The following is a 15,310-nucleotide window of genomic DNA, read 5'->3' on the forward strand; positions in this document are numbered from 1 at the left end:
GGCTGGCAAGGTCAGCTCGGTACTGCTAGCTTCCTTTGGAAATCGAAGGAAGGCGCAATGACCGAGCAAGCCACCACTGCTGCCGTACCGACGCAAGCAATCGCCGACACTCCCAAAACGATCAAGGTCATCATTTCGGGCGGCTTCGCTGCAGTCTACCGCGAAGTGGTGCCCGAGTTCGAGCGAACGACAGGCATCAAGGTGGAGACCGGATCCGGAGCGTCGGAGGGCGCCGGGCCGAAAACGATCAGGCACCAGCTCGCGAACGGCACCAAAGCGGACGTGGTCATCCTTTCGCGCGAGGGACTTCGAAACCTCGTCGAAGACCGGCGCATTCGTGCGGGATCCGACGCCGGACTGGCGACGGCTCCCTTGGCCGCCGCCGTACGGACAGGCTCTCCCAAGCCAGACATCGGCACGGATGCCGCTCTCAGGAACGCCTTGATTGGCGCCGGCCAGGTGGTGGCGCCAAGCAGCACAAGCGGACAATTCGTCCGCGACAAGGTTTTCCCAAAGCTGAATCTGCCAGATTCGGTGAGGCTCACCCTCGAGGCGCGCGGAACGGAGGCGGCAGAGGCGCTTAGAGCCGGCAAAGCGAATTTCTCGATTGGGCCGACCAGCGAACTGGTCCAGGAGACCGGCATCGAATTGGTTGGCCTGCTCCCAGCAAATCTGCAGCTTGTGCAAACCTTCACGGCCGCGATTGTAAATGACTCTCAGGCGCCCGACGCGGCCAAGCGCCTGATCGATTTTCTTTCCGCGGACAGCGATCATCTGCTCGCGGCGATCAAGCGTGCGGGCATGGAGCGGCCTCACGGCTGAACTGCCGCCGGCTTCGATGCCGGAAAGGCAAGCGCGTCGCTCATGAGGACACGTCCTGGAGCTGAGCCTCGATCGTAGCCTTGTCGATCACCGACCAGACCTGCACGATCTTGCCGTGGCGGAATTCGTAGAACACATTCTCGGCGAAGGCGACGCGCCTGCCATTGACGTCGAGGCCGAGAAACCTTCTCTTCGGCGAGCAATCGAAGGCGAGCCGGCTCGCAACGCGGGTCGCGTCGGCAACCAGCAGTTCGATGTTGAAATGAAGGTCCGGGATGTCGCGGAAGTCGCCTTCCAGCATCGTTCGATAGCCCGACAGGCCGAGCCGCCGGCCGTTGTGAGACACGTCGTCATCGACGAACTGGCCGAGCCGCGCCCAGTCCTGCCGGTTCAGGCAGTCAATATAGCTTCGGTAAACGTCCGAGAGGTCGATTTTGCTCATGGCCTCATTTCCGTGCTCCTCGGACAGTGCCGTCAACTGGCCGCCGTGAACCCATATGAGTGCGGCAACGCGACGCGAAAGACCGGACCGGGATGTAGGCTCGCTCATCCCTGCAATGCTGCGCTTGCGAAATGGCTGGAGCCCGGTTCTGATTGGTGAAACTAGCGTGGATTAGGAACCAAAGTTCCGCGCGAGAGTAATATTATTGGATTGCCGCCGCGCTGCCGTGGATCGCTTTTCGGCTCGTGGCTGCGAGAAAGTTGATCGGCTTCTGCCGGCGAGTTTTCGAACCGCGCACCGATTGCGCCGGCGAACGTACGTCGGCAGGAGACCGATTTCCTCTCAGGAGGAAACATGAACCAACATGTCCGACGCACAGGATGGAGCTGGTGGTACCTGCTCCTCCTCGCTCAATTCATCGCAGTGCTCTGGCCGCCATTCTACAACAGGATCGAGCCATCCTGGATCGGCATGCCCTTCTTCTACTGGTACCAGCTTCTTTGGATCATCATCGGAGCCGTTCTGACGGCGATCGTCTACTTTGCAACCGATGACTAGCGCCGAAACAGCCCGTTTCAGTACCGCCGAGGCGAGGAGGCAACGACGAGATAACGGGGGAAACCAACCGGGAGGATGCCGTGCAGAACGTGAACTGGACCGCCTTCATCATTTTCCTGGCGTTGTTTGCCCTGATTACCTGGTTAGGCTTTGCCGCAGCCCGTTGGCGTAGAGGCGACCTCGATCTGTTGCATGAATGGGGACTCGGCGGACGTCGGTTCGGCACCGTCGTCACCTGGTTCCTGATCGGCGGCGACCTCTACACGGCTTACACATTCATTGCCGTTCCGGCGCTCGCCTTCGGGGCCGGTGCAATTGCGTTTTTCGCAGTCCCTTACACGATTGTCGCCTACCCCATTCTCCTCCTCGCCTTTCCGCGGCTTTGGTACGTTTGTCACAAGCACAATTACATCACTGCCGCCGACTTTGTGCGTGGACGCTTCGGCAATCGCTGGCTCGCGCTGGCAGTCGCCGCGACCGGCATCGTCGCGACGATGCCGTACATCGCGCTGCAACTGGTCGGGCTCCAGGTCGTGATCGGAGGCTTGGGCATTTCGGGACCAGGTTATGCCGGCGATCTGCCGCTCGTCATCGCGTTCATCATCCTCGCCGCCTTCACCTATTCGAGCGGGCTGCGGGCGCCGGCCTCGATCGCCATCGTCAAGGATCTCCTCATCTATTTGACGGCGTTCGCCGCGGTCATTGTCGTTCCGATTCAGTTGGGCGGCTTTGCGAAGATCTTTGCGGCAGTGCCGGCTTCGAAGCTGCTGCTGGCTGTTCCTGGCGACAACACCACCGGCGCCTATGGGGCCTACGCGACACTGGCGCTGGGATCGGCACTCGCGCTCTTCCTGTATCCGCACTCCATCACCGGCATCCTAGCGGCGAGCAGTGGTCGCGCCATCCGTCGCAACGCCGCACTGCTGCCGGGCTATTCGTTCATGCTCGGTCTGCTTGCTCTGCTCGGCTTCTTCGCGATCGCGGCAGGCCTCAATCAACTTCCCGAATATGCGGCTGGCTTCAAGCAGTTCGGCAACAACTTCGCGGTGCCTGCGCTGTTTCTCCATAGCTTCCCGTCATGGTTCGTGGGGATCGCCTTCGCCGCGGTCGGGATCGGAGCGCTCGTTCCGGCGGCAATCATGTCGATTGCTTCGGCCAACCTCTACACGCGCAACATTCATCGCGAGTTCATCAATCGACAGCCGACCGACCAGCAAGAGGCCCAGATCGCAAAGTGGGTATCGCTGATCGTCAAGTTCGGCGCGTTGGCCTTCATCATCTTCCTGCCTTCGAAGTTTGCGATCTACCTGCAACTCCTCGGAGGCATCTGGATCATCCAGACGCTGCCATCCGTGATGCTGGGCGTGTATACCCGCTGGTTCAATGATTGGGCATTGCTGATCGGCTGGGCCGCCGGAATCGCGAGCGGGACTGCGATGTTCATCGCAGCAAAGCTCGCCCCGACCTACGCACTTGCGATCGGTACCTTCACCTTTCCAGGCTACGCCGCGCTTTACGCTGTCATCGTCAACCTGGGTCTGACGATTCTTCTGACCCTGCTGCTCAACTCGCTCGGCGCCGGTTCGACCGACGAAACCGTCGCGACCGAATATCACGCGCCGGCGCCAACGACCTGATCCTGGCCTCGCCGCTCGGCGGGCAAGCGCCCGCCCGAGGATATGCAAGGCGTTCCGTCACCAGGTGCCCGGCCATATGCGCGTCGACAACAACGCGGCAAATCGCCCTCGTCTCGCGTCGCACAGCAGAGCCGCTTCATCACATTCCAAAGCTAACACCAATGTCAGTTTCTAACTCGCGATCCCGCGCGTGCCGCGGATAATTCGCGAGTCGACGGGAATGTTTCGGGCGACGTGGAGTTATGACCTCACACCAACGACTGGCTGTTCCAAGCAGGAGGTTGTCATGATCACGTCGCCGATGAAATTCGCAACGCTTGCAGCATTCCTGACAGTGCCGCTCATTCTCATCGCACCGCAATCCGCCGTCGCGGCGGGAGGTGGCGGAGGAGGTGGTGGAGGCGGTGGCGGCGACCCCTACGGATCGCACTACGAGGCGCCGACGCCGTCCTCTCCTGCCCAGCAGCAGCAAGGCGGAAAGACCACGCACAAGATCAAGAAGCCGACCAAGCAGTCGCTCTTCGACGATCCGATCTTTCGCGAGGGCTACCGCACGGCTTACGCAACGATCTACGAGCACAACGACTATGCCGCGGCGATCGATCAGCTGCACGCGCTCGGCCACGACGAGCATCCGAACGTCGCCAATCTGATCGGTTACTCCTATCGCAAGCTCGGCGACTACAAGCAGTCGCAGGTCTGGTACGAGCGCGCGCTGAAGGCCGATCCGAACCACGTGCTGACGTGGAATTACTACGGGTTCTGGCAGATCGAGCAGGGCAACCGCGATCAGGCGGAGTTTCATCTGAGCCGGATCGCCGCGATCTGCGGCACCGACTGCGAAGAATATCGTACGCTCGCCGCGGCGCTCGAGAAACCGCCTGGAACGAGCCTCGTCTACTGAGAAAGGCGGAGATCGATCTGTCCATGTGCGGCGGATTGCATCGACAATCCGCCGCATCGGCGCGCGTCCGTTTTTGCGGGAATTACGCCATTTCGATCGAGGGCTTCGCTCGCTAGCTTGCGCGGCGATTCAACGTATCGGCCGAGATCATCATGAAGCCGCGGTTTCTCGCGTGGAGCGGCGCTGCCGTTGCCGCGCTGCTTCCCATCATCATCGGCGGCGGCTGGCTGCTGTCCCTCCCCGCCGCGTCGGCATTCAAGGCGCCGCCGCCGATCGCGAAGAACGAACATGATGCGATGCTTGCGGCGCTGAAGCCGCCGAAGCGGCCGCGGCCGCTGATCGCGATCGTCGGTATCAACGACATGAGCGAGACCACCGACTATGTGATGCCCTACGGCATCCTCAAGCGCGCCGATGTCGCCGATGTCGTGACGCTGGCAACGGCACCCGGCCCGGTGACGCTGTATCCGGCGCTGAAAGTGGAGCCGGACGCGACCATCGCCGCATTCGACACTGCACATCCCGATGGCGCCGACTATGTCATCGTGCCCGCCATGACCCGCAACGACGATCCGGCCGTGCTGCAATGGATCCGTCGCCAGGCGAAAACAGGCGCTGTCATCGTCGGCATCTGCGCCGGCGGCCAGGTCGTGGCCTCGACCGGCCTGCTCGATGGCAAGCGCGCGACGACGCACTGGTACGAGCTGAAGGACTGGCGCGACAACCATCCGGCGATCCAATATGTCGCTAACCGCAGGATCGTGGTCGACCGCGGCGTGGCGACGACGACAGGCGTCTCCGCGTCGATGCCGATGTCGCTGACCCTGATCGAGGCGATCGCGGGGCGCGCCAAGGCGGAGACGATCGCGCGCGAGATCGGCCTGCCCGACTGGGATGAGCGCCACGACAGCAACGCGTTCAAGTTCACCCGCCCGTTCGCGCTGACCGCGATCCGGAACGCCCTCGCCTTCTGGGACCGCGAGCAACTCGGCGTCGCGCTGACACCAGGCATCGATGAGGTCTCGCTCGCTCTGGTCACCGACAGCTGGTCGCGCACCTATCGTTCGCAAGCCGTGACGTTCGCCGCGACCGGTGATGCGGTGGTCATGCGAAACGGCCTGCGCATCTATCCGCAGCAGGTGGCAGCCGATTGGTCTGCGGAGCGCTCGCTGCCAACAGTCGGCATCACCCCACCCGCGCAAGCGCTCGATCAGACGCTCAAGGGAATCGAGACTCGCTATGGCGCCTCCACGGCAGATTTCGTCGCGATGCAGCTCGAATATCCGCGACAAATCTCCGGCAGCGCGAACTAATAAGGCGTGTCCGCTTTGTCCTCGAAAAGCGAGGTAGAAGCAACGCATCGGGTGGATCTTGTGCCACCCGGTGCACTTGCCCGCATGATGAACCGGTCAATATCGGCTTCGGGTCGGCGTCAGCCGCGCCTGGTCTTCTTCGTCGCGCCCGACTTGGACTTCGCCTTCGGCGGTTTGGCACCGGCCTTCGCTGGGCGCTTGGCCGCGGGAGGTTTGGCCTTGGAGGGTGCAGCCCCCTTGCCTGCAGGCTTGCCGGCGCTTGCAGCTGATCCACCGCCGGAAACCGTGTTGGCGTGCAGGTCGACCGTGAAGCTGTCGCCGATGCCGGTCTTGCCTGTCTGCGGGTCCACCGTCACGAACACACCGGCAATCGACGTCGGGGATACCGTCAACCGCACAAATCCAAAGGTGTTGTCGTTGTAGACGTCGAGCCGGAGCGGATTGCCGCTCGCGTCGGTGCCGGTTTGCGGCGTGGGCTGTGACCGCGGGCGACGATTTGGCGGCTTCAAGCCTGGCAGGTTGTAGTAGCCGCCCATGCCGGCGACGAGATAGGGAATCTGCTTTCCGCCCACCGTTCGCGTGTAGCGCTCATACAGATGGGCGTGGCCGGAGAGATAAAGGTCCGGCTGGATGCCGGCTGCGGCGCAGGCCTCGTCGATCTGCTTCAGCATGGTGGGACTCGGCACATGCGTGGGACTGCCTGTAAACGGAGGGTGATGCGTCGCGATCACCAGCGCGCGTCCCTGGTTCCTGTCCCGTTCGGCTTTCGCGGCAGCCAGCTGCTGCTTCAGGAAGGTCAGCTGGGCGGTGCCGACCTTTGAACTCGAGATCACTCCCTCCGTGCCGCCCTCACTCGTATTCGAATAGAGACCGATGAATTTGACGAATGGCGCGTTCAGCGTAAAGTACACGCCCGGCTGATCCATCGTGGTTCGAACCGCGCCCTGGCTGTCTGGACTTCGCGCGGGATGCGTGGTGCAGAAGTTGGCGATAAAGGGCTCCAGCGACTTGACGGTTTCGCCCTGGTAGAGCGCTCCGTCGTGATTGCCGGGGATGGCAAAGATGGGGGCATTGTAGTTGCGATACGGATCGTAGAACTGCGAGAAGTAGTACTGGTCTTCACCGAAATAATAGACGACGTCACCGAGGTGATACCAGAACGCGGCTCCACTCGAGAGATCCGCGGCCATCGCGTCGGCGACGGCGAACTGGAATTCCGGACTGTGAATGCCACCGGTGTCACCCACCGCATGAAAGGTGATCTGGCCGGCCTTCTGGATTTTCTGCGTCACATCCGTGCCGATCACCGAGGACAGGTCCATCGGAGTGGTGGACCTTGCCTCGGGGAATGGTTCGAGCTGCGCCAGCCCCTTGGCCGCCGAGTCGGCATCGATCTCCTGCTTGCTGAAACTGCTAAAATTGTCGGGAGTTAGATCGGGATCTCCGAACGCGCGGGACATGGTTCCTCCTTCAGGCATGGGTGTGACCGTCGTCTCACGCAGATGCGCTGCGGCGAACTCATTTGAATCACCGCATCCCGCCGCCTCGAAAACATTCTCCAGTCGTCGCTGGCGTGGACCGTGCCGCTTCGCAAAGTGACGACGATCGCGCGGTCAATTGAGCAATATATCTGTGTTCCACGACACAATTGCTTCTGGTGGAAGCCGACACGGTTCGGCCTGATCAATTTGTCTTTAGACGAGCATCAATCAATGTATACAATATCAGGTTGCAACCAAACTCAAGCCAAAAGCGAGCGATGTTATCGGCGCCGCTCCCCAGACAGAGATCCCGCATTATCACGAGAGCTGGGACGAAACGATCTACGGGCTATCAGGCGTCTCGGCCCGGCGGATCGACGGCAAGGACATCGATCTCGCGCCCGGCGAGACCGTGTTCATCAAGCACGGCATCGCGCACGGCTTCACGAACCGTTCAAACGGCCCGGCGACCTGCCTCTGTGTTCTCAGCCCCGGTGCGCAGGAAATGGCGGCGCTGATGGCCGGCGGCGCGCCCGATCCGGCCAGGATGAAGGAGACGATGCTGCGCTACGGGCTGGTGCCGGTCGCACCCTGACGACGCGATCGTCGTCAAAACCTCCATGTGCCGGGATCGAGACCGAGGCTCACGCGTCCGGCGAGCGTATAGCTGTTCGGGCTCATCGCCACATGCTTGATCGCCGCGTTGATATCGCGCACCGATCGCTCGATCGTGCCGGTCTCGAAGATCGCGGGGCTCCCGGCGGCGGCCGCAATCATCTCGACGACACGCGCAGCCGTTTCGGCGCCATTGGCGCAGGCAACCCGAAGGGAGATCCGCGCCTGAATGAGGCGGCTGCCTCCGGCGTCGGTCGCCTCCATGAGCTCCGTCATGGCCTCGACGAGCAACGCCCGCGCCGCGCGTAGCGTCGCCTCCGCCCGACCGACCAGGGCCTGGGCAAGTTCGCTGTCGCGCAGCTGGCCGGCGCCACCCAGCCGCGGCTTCCGGCCCGCCAGCGCGATGAAGGCGTCGAGCGCGCCGCGCGCGATGCCGAGGGGCACAGCCGAGATCGTCCAGGCAAACGCCGAGACACCCGGCAACCGGTACTGAACGCCCGACTGCGTCGGCTGGAAATCGACCAGCGGATGGGTGTGTCTCACCGGAACGAAGCAGTCGCGCAACTCGAAGTCGCAGCTCCCGGTGCCGCGCAGTCCAGAGACAAACCAGGTGTCATCGACGCGGACATCCGATTTGTCGAAGTAGCAGCACAGCGGCGGGCCGTCCTTGCCGTCGGCCCCCTTCACGCTGGCCAATCCCATGAATCGCGTCGCGTGATGTGCGCCGCTGCCGAACGGCCAGCGTCCGCTGACCCGATAACCGCCCTCGGCCTCCACCGCCGTGCCGATCGCCCCGGTGGCCGCGGCCACGAAGGCGAGCGGATCGGCGAACCAGCCCTGAACGATGCCCGCAGGCAGGTAGCCCCCGACCCGGCTCATCCCGCCGCCGTTTCCGATAAGCCAGCCGACCGAGCCGTCGAGTGCGGATGCCGCCTCGACGATCGCCATGAAGTCGAGCGGCGAGAATTCCGGCCCGCCGAGCGATCGCGGCAGATAGAGCCGAAACAGTCCGGCCTCGGCGAGTGCGTTGAAGACCGCATCGGGAAGCCTGCGGTCGCGATCGAAGTCCTGCCGATGTGCCGCGATCAACGGCGCCAGCCGATCGATGGCAGCGAGATAGTCCGCAATACTGGCCTGGGTCGCTACAAGCATGATGCCCTCCTCGCCGGAAATGCGCCCAATGTCGGACAACATGCGGCACCGGGCAAATTCGAAGAATTCAGCTACGGCTGAACTGAATTCATCTACACTCCGCGACGCGATCAACGCTCTCGTCGAATGGGCATGGACCATGGTCCGTTGAGGCCCTGAGGCTGTCAGCAGCTCGCTCCCTCCCCGCCAAATTCCACGTGGATAGTGAAGCCATTCTCCATTGTCATCTGTTTGTCATGAATTGTGCCGACAGGTGCAGTCCAATACAGATCGAGGACCCGTATGGACTATTTCAAACGCTTCAACTTCCTGTTCGCCGCGCCGGTCTTCGAAGCCGACGACCTCGAGGGCATCCGCTTCCACCAGATCATCACCGAGATCGAGCGCTCCGGCTTCGAGGTGGTGCGGGCCCGCAAGCTGGAAGATGCCGAAATCGCGGTGCAAACCGACGCCGCGATCGGCTGCATGGTGGTCGACTGGGGCAAAAAGGGGCTTGAAGGCAAGACCGCGGCGCTGATCAACCTGATGCGCCGGCGGGGCCTGGACTTCCCGATCATCCTCCTGATCCGCCGCAAACGTTTCGAGGACCTGCCGGTAGAGGTGCTCGATTTCATCGACGGCTACGTGTTCCTGTCCGAGGAGACCCCGCCCTTCATCGCGAAAAACCTGATCAGCCGGCTAAAGCAATACGCCGAGAACCTGAAGACGCCGTTCTTCGGCGCGCTGGTCGACTATGCCGAGGAAGGCAACCAGCTCTGGACCTGCCCGGGCCACAATGGCGGCGTGTTCTACAGCCGCAGCCCGATCGGACGGGTTTTCGTCGAGCATCTCGGCGAGGCCGTGTTCCGCGACGATCTCGACAATTCCGTGCTCGACCTCGGCGATCTCCTCACCCATGAGGGCCCGGCGCTGAAGGCGCAGAAGGAAGCGGCGCGGATCTTCGGCGCCGAGAAGACCTATTTCGTGCTCAACGGCACCTCGACCTCCAACAAGGTCGCGCTCGGCTCGCTGGTCACCGACGGCGACCTCGTGCTGTTCGACCGCAACAACCACAAGGCCGCCCATCACGGCGCGCTGCTGATCGGCGGCGGCATCCCGGTCTATGTGCCGACGGTGCGCAACGCTTGGGGCCTGATCGGGCCGATGCGCTGGGACCTGCTCGACGAAGCGACGCTGCGCGATCACATCCGCAAGCACCCGCTGGTTAGGGACGAGAACGCCTGGAAGAAGGAGCGTCCGTTCCGCGTCGCGGTGGTCGAGCAGTGCACCTATGACGGCACGATCCACTCTGCCGAGATGATCCTCAAGCGCATCGGGCACCTCTGCGACTACATCCTGTTCGACGAAGCCTGGGCCGGCTTCATGAAATTCCACCCGATCTATGCCGGCCGCTTCGCGATGGGGCTGTCCGATCTCGGCGCGGAGGCGCCCGGCATCATCGCGACGCAATCGACCCACAAGCAGCTCGCGAGCTTCTCGCAGGCCTCGCAGATCCACATCCGCGATCGCCACATCAAGGGCCAGAAGCGCCGCGTCGAGCACCGCCGCTTCAATGAAAGTTTCATGCAGCACGCCTCGACCTCGCCGTTCTATCCGCTGTTCGCTTCCCTCGACGTCGGCGCGCAGATGATGAAGGGCCGCTCCGGCGAAGTGCTGTGGGACGATACGATCCGGCTCGGCATCGAGCTGCGCAAGAAGATCCGCGCCCTGAAGCGCGAGTTCGAGGAGAACGAGACGCGGCTCGACCGGCGCTGGTTCTTCGAGCCGTTCGTGCCGGACCGCGTGACGATCCCCGACGTCGCCCGCGAGAACGGCGTGCACAACGTCGCCTGGGAGACGATCTCGACCGACCAGCTCGCGACCAACCCGTCCTACTGGCAGCTCAAGCCCGGCGAGACCTGGCACGGCTTTCCGGAGATGACGGCGGGCTTCGCCATGACCGATCCGAACAAGCTGACGCTGCTGACGCCGGGCTTCGATCATGCGACCGGCGCCTATGCCGACCACGGCATCCCCGCGCCGGTGGTCGCGCAATATCTGCGCGAGAACCGCATCGTCGCCGAGAAGAACGACCTCAACTCCCTGCTCTTCCTGCTGACGCCGGGCGTCGAGGCCAGCAAGGCCGGCACGCTGATCTCGGGCCTCGTCGCCTTCAAGAAGCTGCATGACGACAACGCGCTGCTCGAGGACGTGATTCCGGAATTCTATCGCCGTCGGCCGAACCGCTATGCCGGAGTGCGGCTGCGCGACCTCTGCGGCGACATGCACCGCTTCTTCCGCGATGCCGGTGTCAGCGCGCTACAGGCCAAGCAGTTCATGCCCGAACACCTGCCCGAGATCGCGATGTCGCCGCGCGAGGCTTCACGCTATCTGGTGCGCAACGACGTCGACTATCTGCCGATCGACGAGATCTTCGGCCGCATCGCAGCGACGCCGTTCGTGGTCTATCCGCCCGGCATCGCCACCATCGTGCCGGGCGAACGGCTCTCCGAACGCAGCAAGCCGATGATCGATTATCTCAAGATGTTCGAGGCGAGCTTCAACGCCTTCCCCGGCTTCGAGGTCGAGATCCAGGGCGTCTACAAGGAGATCGATGCGTCGGGCCGCGTCCGCTTCTATACTTACGTCGTATCGGAATAAGCGGACGGACTGCACGCAATGGAGAATGACCACAAGATCACCGTGCGCACCTCGCGCGACAGCGACGTCGACGCCATGCTGTCGATCTACCGCCGCCACATCCGCCGCGGCGTCGAGGACAGTGTCGACGACTCTGGCACGCCGGAGCCCGACGATCTGCGTGAGCGCCGCAAGAATTTGCGCAACACCCGCCTGCCGCATCTGGTCGCGGTTTGCGACGGCGAGGTGGTCGGCTACGCCTATGTCGTGCTGTTCCGCAAGCGCCCGGCCTACCGCTACACTGTGAAGCACTCGATCTATGTGCATCACCAATATGTCGGCCAGCGCGTCGGCGGAAAGCTGCTGCAGGAGCTGATCGACACTTGTGCGGCGGCCGGCTTCCGCCAGATGATCGGCTATATCGACGGCGACAACGCCGCTTCGCTCGCGCTGCACGACCGGTTCGGCTTCGCGCGCGTCGCACGCCTGCCCGGCGTCGCCTATCGCTACGGCCACTGGTCCGACAGCGTGATGGTGCAACGCTCGCTCGGCCCCGGGTCGACCGAGCCGCCCCCGCCCGCGCCGCTGTCGCGGCGGTGATGCTCTGACCGCCGTCATTGCGAGGAGGTCGCGACAAGATTGCAAAGCAATTTTGCGCTGAAGCGACGAAGCAATCCACGCCTCCGCAAGCGGCGCAATGGATTGCTTCGCTTCGCTCGCAATGACGGATAGGGGCGCAACAACGCCCTCTCTTGCGGGGAACGCCCTATTCCAACGTGAACCCGACCCGCAGCGTCACCTGATAGTGGCGCACCTTGCCGTCTTCGATGTGGCCCCTGGTCTGCACGACCTCGAACCATTTCATTTCACGGACCGTCTTCGACGCGCGGCTGACGGCGTTCTCGATCGCCGCTTCGATGCTCTTGTCGGATGATCCAACGAGTTCCAGGATCTTGTAGACGTGATCCTTGTCGTGACTTGCGGGCATGTCGACCTCCTTGGGGTGGATGGAAGAACCGGACAAATTCATGCGCGATCCGGACAATGGCTCCTCTGCAATCCGGGCAATGTGTTGTCGCGAAGCGAATGCTGCGCGGCAACACGGCAGACGAATTGAATCAACGTGTCGCGCCGGGTTCGGTGCCATCGGCACCTGCCCTTGTCGGCGCGCCCACCTATGGTAGCATGGTTCGGTCCAGTTTACGGGAGCGATGCCATGTCGACGATGTCCAGCTCACCCGCCACCCCTCCCTCCCACAGTCTCGGTGCAGGACTGTCCAGCCTTCGCGCGAAGTGGGGCTGGATCGTCGCACTTGGCGTGATCTACCTGATCGCGGGCATCCTCGCGTTCGGCAGCGTGTTCTTCGCGACCGTCGTCAGCGTGCTGTTCGTCGGCGCCATGATGATCGTCTCCGGTGTCGCCGAGATCATCAGCGCATTCCAGGTCAAGTCGTGGGGCAAGTTCCTGTTCTGGGCCCTGCTCGGGGTGCTCTATGTCGTCGCGGGCTTCATCACCTTCCAAAATCCCCTGCTCGCGGCGGCGACGCTTACGCTGTTCATCGGCATCGCACTGGTCGTCTCGGGGATCGTCCGCATCTTCCTCGCCTTCGGCATGAACTCCGCGGCGCCGTGGGGCCTGGTCGCGCTGTCGGGCGTCATCACGCTGGTGCTCGGCGCCATCATCCTCGCACACTGGCCGCTCTCAAGCCTCTATGCGCTCGGTATCTTCCTCAGCGTCGACCTGATCTGCGCCGGCGTGAGCTGGATCGGCATGGGCATGGCGCTGAGGCGCAGCACGTGAGCTGAGCGCAAAAACCGTAAGGCGGGTTAGCGACACCGTAACCCGCCTTACTTCCTGATCTCCTGCGCCGCGCGCACCAGCGGCCGGTCGGAGAGCTGAATCGGCCCGGAGAACGGCGTGCTCATGTCGAGGATCAGGTAGATCGCCCCGGAGATCAGCACGGCGGCTGCGATGCAGGCGCCGATCACGACGGCGTTGCGCGGCGCGCGAAAGCCCAGCGTCGCGAACATCAGCGTGAGCCACGCGATCAGGATCCCGACCATCGGCGACGGAAACGGATTGTCGGACTGTTCGGTGAAGGTCCAGCGCTGCTGCAGCATCTGCCGGTAGACCGAGCGGGCCTCGTTCCACAGCGCGATCTTCTGTTCGTCATCATCGAACCGCAGCGCCCTCAGGCTGCTGCCGATCCTGTCCAGCCAGGCCTCGGAGTCCTCCGTTGCGCGTACGATCGGCTCGTCCTTTAGCGCCTGCTCGACATAGTTCAGCAGATAGCGGCGCGGCTCATCCGCGCTTGGGCCGAGCGGACGCAGCGTGCGGTCGAGCAGGATGATGTCAGTCGCGAAGACGTGGAGGTTGCGGTCGATCGCCACATAGGTATTGGCCGCGTTGTTCATCATGAGGCCGAGCAGCAATGACGGCATGGTCACGAACATCGTCGCGACCAGGCGCACCGAGGTGTTGGTATCGTCGGTGCGATGATGCTCCTCGAGCCGCCCATAGAGAGCCATGCTCCCGAGGGTGGCGCTGACGAGCAACACGAAGGTCAGAAGGGCAACGACGAGTGCAACCACGGCTTGCGGAACCTGCGACAGAATCAGGCGACAGAATAGCAAGCACGGCGTGCGGGTACATGTCCGGTTGACTAGCCTTCCCCACGCGCTATCCATCCCCGACCAAGCGCAGCCCGGCTTTCGGGCAAGCTCCGCGAGGAGCGCAAGAGGGCTCAGAGAGAGCGCAAGGGCGCTTCAAGAGGAGAACGACGTGCATTTTGTCGACGACAGCGAGGCCAACCGCGTCCTGACCTTCCCGATCCTGATCGAGGCGATGGAGGCGGCACATCGCCGGCCGAAGATCGCGGTGCACGACAGCTATCTCGGCGACGACAAGGGGCAGCAGCTCGTGACGCGCAGCGCGGTCGATGGCGGCCGCTTCATGATGACCAAGCTCTACACGAGTTTCCCGGGCAACCTCGCGCAGGGCAAGCTGCCGGCCGTGCAGGCGGTCTGCGTGCTGTTCGACGGCGTCGACGGGCGCCCGCTCGCAGTGATGGACGCCTCCGAGATCACCCATTGGAAAACGGCCGCGGACTCCGCGCTCGGCGCCAAGCAGCTCGCACGGCCTGATGTCGAGACGCTGCTCGTCGTCGGCGCCGGCGAGATGGCGGCCTGGCTGGTGCGCGGCCACCGCACGGTGCGGCCGTCGCTGCGCCGCGTGCTGATCTGGAACCGGACCGCGGAGCGTGCCGAGGTGCTCGCCACGCAGTTCGCAGGCGAAGGCCTTACCGCCGAGGTCGCCACCGATCTCGATGCCGCGACACGCGAGGCTGACGTGATCACCACCTGCACCCGCTCACGCGAGCCGCTGGTCAAGGGCGAGAACCTGAAGCCCGGCACCCATCTCGACCTGGTCGGCGGCTTCACACCGGAGACCCGCGAGTCCGACGACGAGGCGGCCCGGCGCTCGCGCGTGTTCGTCGACCGCCGCGAATCCGCTTTCGACGGCGTCGGCGATATCCTGCAGCCGATCAAAAGCGGCGCCATCAGCGAAGGCGACGTGCTCGGCGATCACTACGACCTCGCCGGCGGCAAGGTCCCCGGCCGGCTGTCCGCCGACGACATCACCTTTTTCAAGAACGCCGGCGGCGGTCATCTCGATCTGATGACCTGCGAAACGGTGTTTGCGCGGCTGGGGAAGGAATTGCGGTGAAGACCGTAGGGCCGGTCAGCGTCAGCGCAACCCGCCACAT

Annotated in this window: 15 protein-coding genes; 10 read left to right on the top strand and 5 right to left on the bottom strand. The window is 63.4% G+C overall.

Features of this window, described 5'->3' with window-relative positions:
* Positions 1 to 57: 57 nt before the first annotated feature.
* On the top strand, positions 58 to 822 hold the full coding sequence (locus AS156_RS26940; RefSeq protein WP_066510866.1) for a substrate-binding domain-containing protein: 765 nt from the start codon (positions 58 to 60) through the stop codon (positions 820 to 822).
* Positions 823 to 862: 40 nt separating this feature from the next.
* Here the strand turns inward: AS156_RS26940 and AS156_RS26945 are convergent, their stop codons facing one another.
* Entirely contained in the window at positions 863 to 1,264 is a 402-nt protein-coding gene (locus tag AS156_RS26945) for an ester cyclase (RefSeq protein ID WP_066510867.1), read from the bottom strand.
* 354 nt (positions 1,265 to 1,618) lie between these two features.
* On the opposite strand from AS156_RS26945, the gene AS156_RS26950 reads away from it, so the two are divergent.
* The 4 genes from AS156_RS26950 (at position 1,619) to AS156_RS26965 (ending at position 5,676) form a co-directional block, all read left to right on the top strand.
* Positions 1,619 to 1,822: a DUF3311 domain-containing protein gene (locus AS156_RS26950; RefSeq protein ID WP_066510869.1), complete on the top strand. Its 204-nt coding sequence runs from the start codon at positions 1,619 to 1,621 to the stop codon at positions 1,820 to 1,822.
* A gap of 80 nt (positions 1,823 to 1,902) precedes the next feature.
* Entirely contained in the window at positions 1,903 to 3,459 is a 1,557-nt protein-coding gene (gene mctP / locus AS156_RS26955; protein WP_201456116.1) for a monocarboxylate uptake permease MctP, read from the top strand.
* Positions 3,460 to 3,745: 286 nt separating this feature from the next.
* The gene (locus tag AS156_RS26960; protein ID WP_066510871.1) at positions 3,746 to 4,363 is read left to right on the top strand and encodes a tetratricopeptide repeat protein; all 618 of its coding nucleotides are present in this window, start codon (positions 3,746 to 3,748) and stop codon (positions 4,361 to 4,363) included.
* 152 nt (positions 4,364 to 4,515) lie between these two features.
* On the top strand, positions 4,516 to 5,676 hold the full coding sequence (locus AS156_RS26965) for a DJ-1/PfpI family protein (RefSeq protein WP_066510873.1): 1,161 nt from the start codon (positions 4,516 to 4,518) through the stop codon (positions 5,674 to 5,676).
* A 119-nt stretch (positions 5,677 to 5,795) separates the two neighbouring features.
* Here AS156_RS26965 and AS156_RS26970 read toward each other — a convergent pair whose 3' ends face one another.
* Positions 5,796 to 7,136, bottom strand: coding sequence for a metallophosphoesterase family protein (locus AS156_RS26970; protein ID WP_066510875.1), 1,341 nt, complete (start codon positions 7,134 to 7,136; stop codon positions 5,796 to 5,798).
* 328 nt (positions 7,137 to 7,464) lie between these two features.
* Here AS156_RS26970 and AS156_RS41215 point away from each other — a divergent pair, with 328 nt between their 5' ends.
* The gene (locus AS156_RS41215; protein ID WP_283807944.1) at positions 7,465 to 7,752 is read left to right on the top strand and encodes a cupin domain-containing protein; all 288 of its coding nucleotides are present in this window, start codon (positions 7,465 to 7,467) and stop codon (positions 7,750 to 7,752) included.
* Between the two features lie 14 nt (positions 7,753 to 7,766).
* Here AS156_RS41215 and AS156_RS26980 read toward each other — a convergent pair whose 3' ends face one another.
* On the bottom strand, positions 7,767 to 8,924 hold the full coding sequence (locus tag AS156_RS26980) for an acyl-CoA dehydrogenase family protein (protein WP_160331146.1): 1,158 nt from the start codon (positions 8,922 to 8,924) through the stop codon (positions 7,767 to 7,769).
* 282 nt (positions 8,925 to 9,206) lie between these two features.
* Between AS156_RS26980 and AS156_RS26985 the strand changes: the two genes are divergently transcribed.
* Together AS156_RS26985 and AS156_RS26990 are read left to right on the top strand one after the other, a co-directional pair.
* Positions 9,207 to 11,564, top strand: coding sequence for an Orn/Lys/Arg family decarboxylase (locus tag AS156_RS26985; protein WP_066510890.1), 2,358 nt, complete (start codon positions 9,207 to 9,209; stop codon positions 11,562 to 11,564).
* A gap of 18 nt (positions 11,565 to 11,582) precedes the next feature.
* Positions 11,583 to 12,143 (top strand): GNAT family N-acetyltransferase, encoded by a 561-nt coding sequence (locus AS156_RS26990; protein ID WP_066510892.1) that lies wholly within the window; start codon positions 11,583 to 11,585, stop codon positions 12,141 to 12,143.
* 166 nt (positions 12,144 to 12,309) lie between these two features.
* Here AS156_RS26990 and AS156_RS26995 read toward each other — a convergent pair whose 3' ends face one another.
* Positions 12,310 to 12,531 carry a dodecin gene (locus tag AS156_RS26995; protein WP_066511070.1) on the bottom strand — a complete coding sequence of 74 codons (222 nt, stop codon included), beginning with the start codon at positions 12,529 to 12,531 and terminating at the stop codon, positions 12,310 to 12,312.
* A gap of 237 nt (positions 12,532 to 12,768) precedes the next feature.
* Here AS156_RS26995 and AS156_RS27000 point away from each other — a divergent pair, with 237 nt between their 5' ends.
* Positions 12,769 to 13,344: an HdeD family acid-resistance protein gene (locus AS156_RS27000; RefSeq protein WP_201456118.1), complete on the top strand. Its 576-nt coding sequence runs from the start codon at positions 12,769 to 12,771 to the stop codon at positions 13,342 to 13,344.
* A gap of 47 nt (positions 13,345 to 13,391) precedes the next feature.
* Here the strand turns inward: AS156_RS27000 and AS156_RS27005 are convergent, their stop codons facing one another.
* On the bottom strand, positions 13,392 to 14,135 hold the full coding sequence (locus tag AS156_RS27005; protein WP_066511072.1) for a bestrophin-like domain: 744 nt from the start codon (positions 14,133 to 14,135) through the stop codon (positions 13,392 to 13,394).
* 190 nt (positions 14,136 to 14,325) lie between these two features.
* Between AS156_RS27005 and AS156_RS27010 the strand changes: the two genes are divergently transcribed.
* On the top strand, positions 14,326 to 15,270 hold the full coding sequence (locus AS156_RS27010) for an ornithine cyclodeaminase family protein (RefSeq protein ID WP_066510898.1): 945 nt from the start codon (positions 14,326 to 14,328) through the stop codon (positions 15,268 to 15,270).
* Positions 15,271 to 15,310: the final 40 nt, after the last annotated feature.

Source organism: Bradyrhizobium macuxiense, from assembly GCF_001542415.1.
GTDB classification, from domain to species: Bacteria; Pseudomonadota; Alphaproteobacteria; order Rhizobiales; family Xanthobacteraceae; genus Bradyrhizobium; species Bradyrhizobium macuxiense.

What these genes read in the sequence shown, in the direction of transcription:
- AS156_RS26940 (WP_066510866.1), top strand. Translation starts at nt 58, where the DNA reads ATGACCGAGCAAGCCACCACTGCTGCCGTACCGACGCAAGCAATCGCC.
- AS156_RS26945 (WP_066510867.1), bottom strand. Translation starts at nt 1,264, where the DNA reads ATGAGCAAAATCGACCTCTCGGACGTTTACCGAAGCTATATTGACTGC.
- AS156_RS26950 (WP_066510869.1), top strand. Translation starts at nt 1,619, where the DNA reads ATGAACCAACATGTCCGACGCACAGGATGGAGCTGGTGGTACCTGCTC.
- AS156_RS26960 (WP_066510871.1), top strand. Translation starts at nt 3,746, where the DNA reads ATGATCACGTCGCCGATGAAATTCGCAACGCTTGCAGCATTCCTGACA.
- AS156_RS26965 (WP_066510873.1), top strand. Translation starts at nt 4,516, where the DNA reads ATGAAGCCGCGGTTTCTCGCGTGGAGCGGCGCTGCCGTTGCCGCGCTG.
- AS156_RS26970 (WP_066510875.1), bottom strand. Translation starts at nt 7,136, where the DNA reads ATGTCCCGCGCGTTCGGAGATCCCGATCTAACTCCCGACAATTTTAGC.
- AS156_RS26980 (WP_160331146.1), bottom strand. Translation starts at nt 8,924, where the DNA reads ATGCTTGTAGCGACCCAGGCCAGTATTGCGGACTATCTCGCTGCCATC.
- AS156_RS26985 (WP_066510890.1), top strand. Translation starts at nt 9,207, where the DNA reads ATGGACTATTTCAAACGCTTCAACTTCCTGTTCGCCGCGCCGGTCTTC.
- AS156_RS26990 (WP_066510892.1), top strand. Translation starts at nt 11,583, where the DNA reads ATGGAGAATGACCACAAGATCACCGTGCGCACCTCGCGCGACAGCGAC.
- AS156_RS26995 (WP_066511070.1), bottom strand. Translation starts at nt 12,531, where the DNA reads ATGCCCGCAAGTCACGACAAGGATCACGTCTACAAGATCCTGGAACTC.
- AS156_RS27000 (WP_201456118.1), top strand. Translation starts at nt 12,769, where the DNA reads ATGTCCAGCTCACCCGCCACCCCTCCCTCCCACAGTCTCGGTGCAGGA.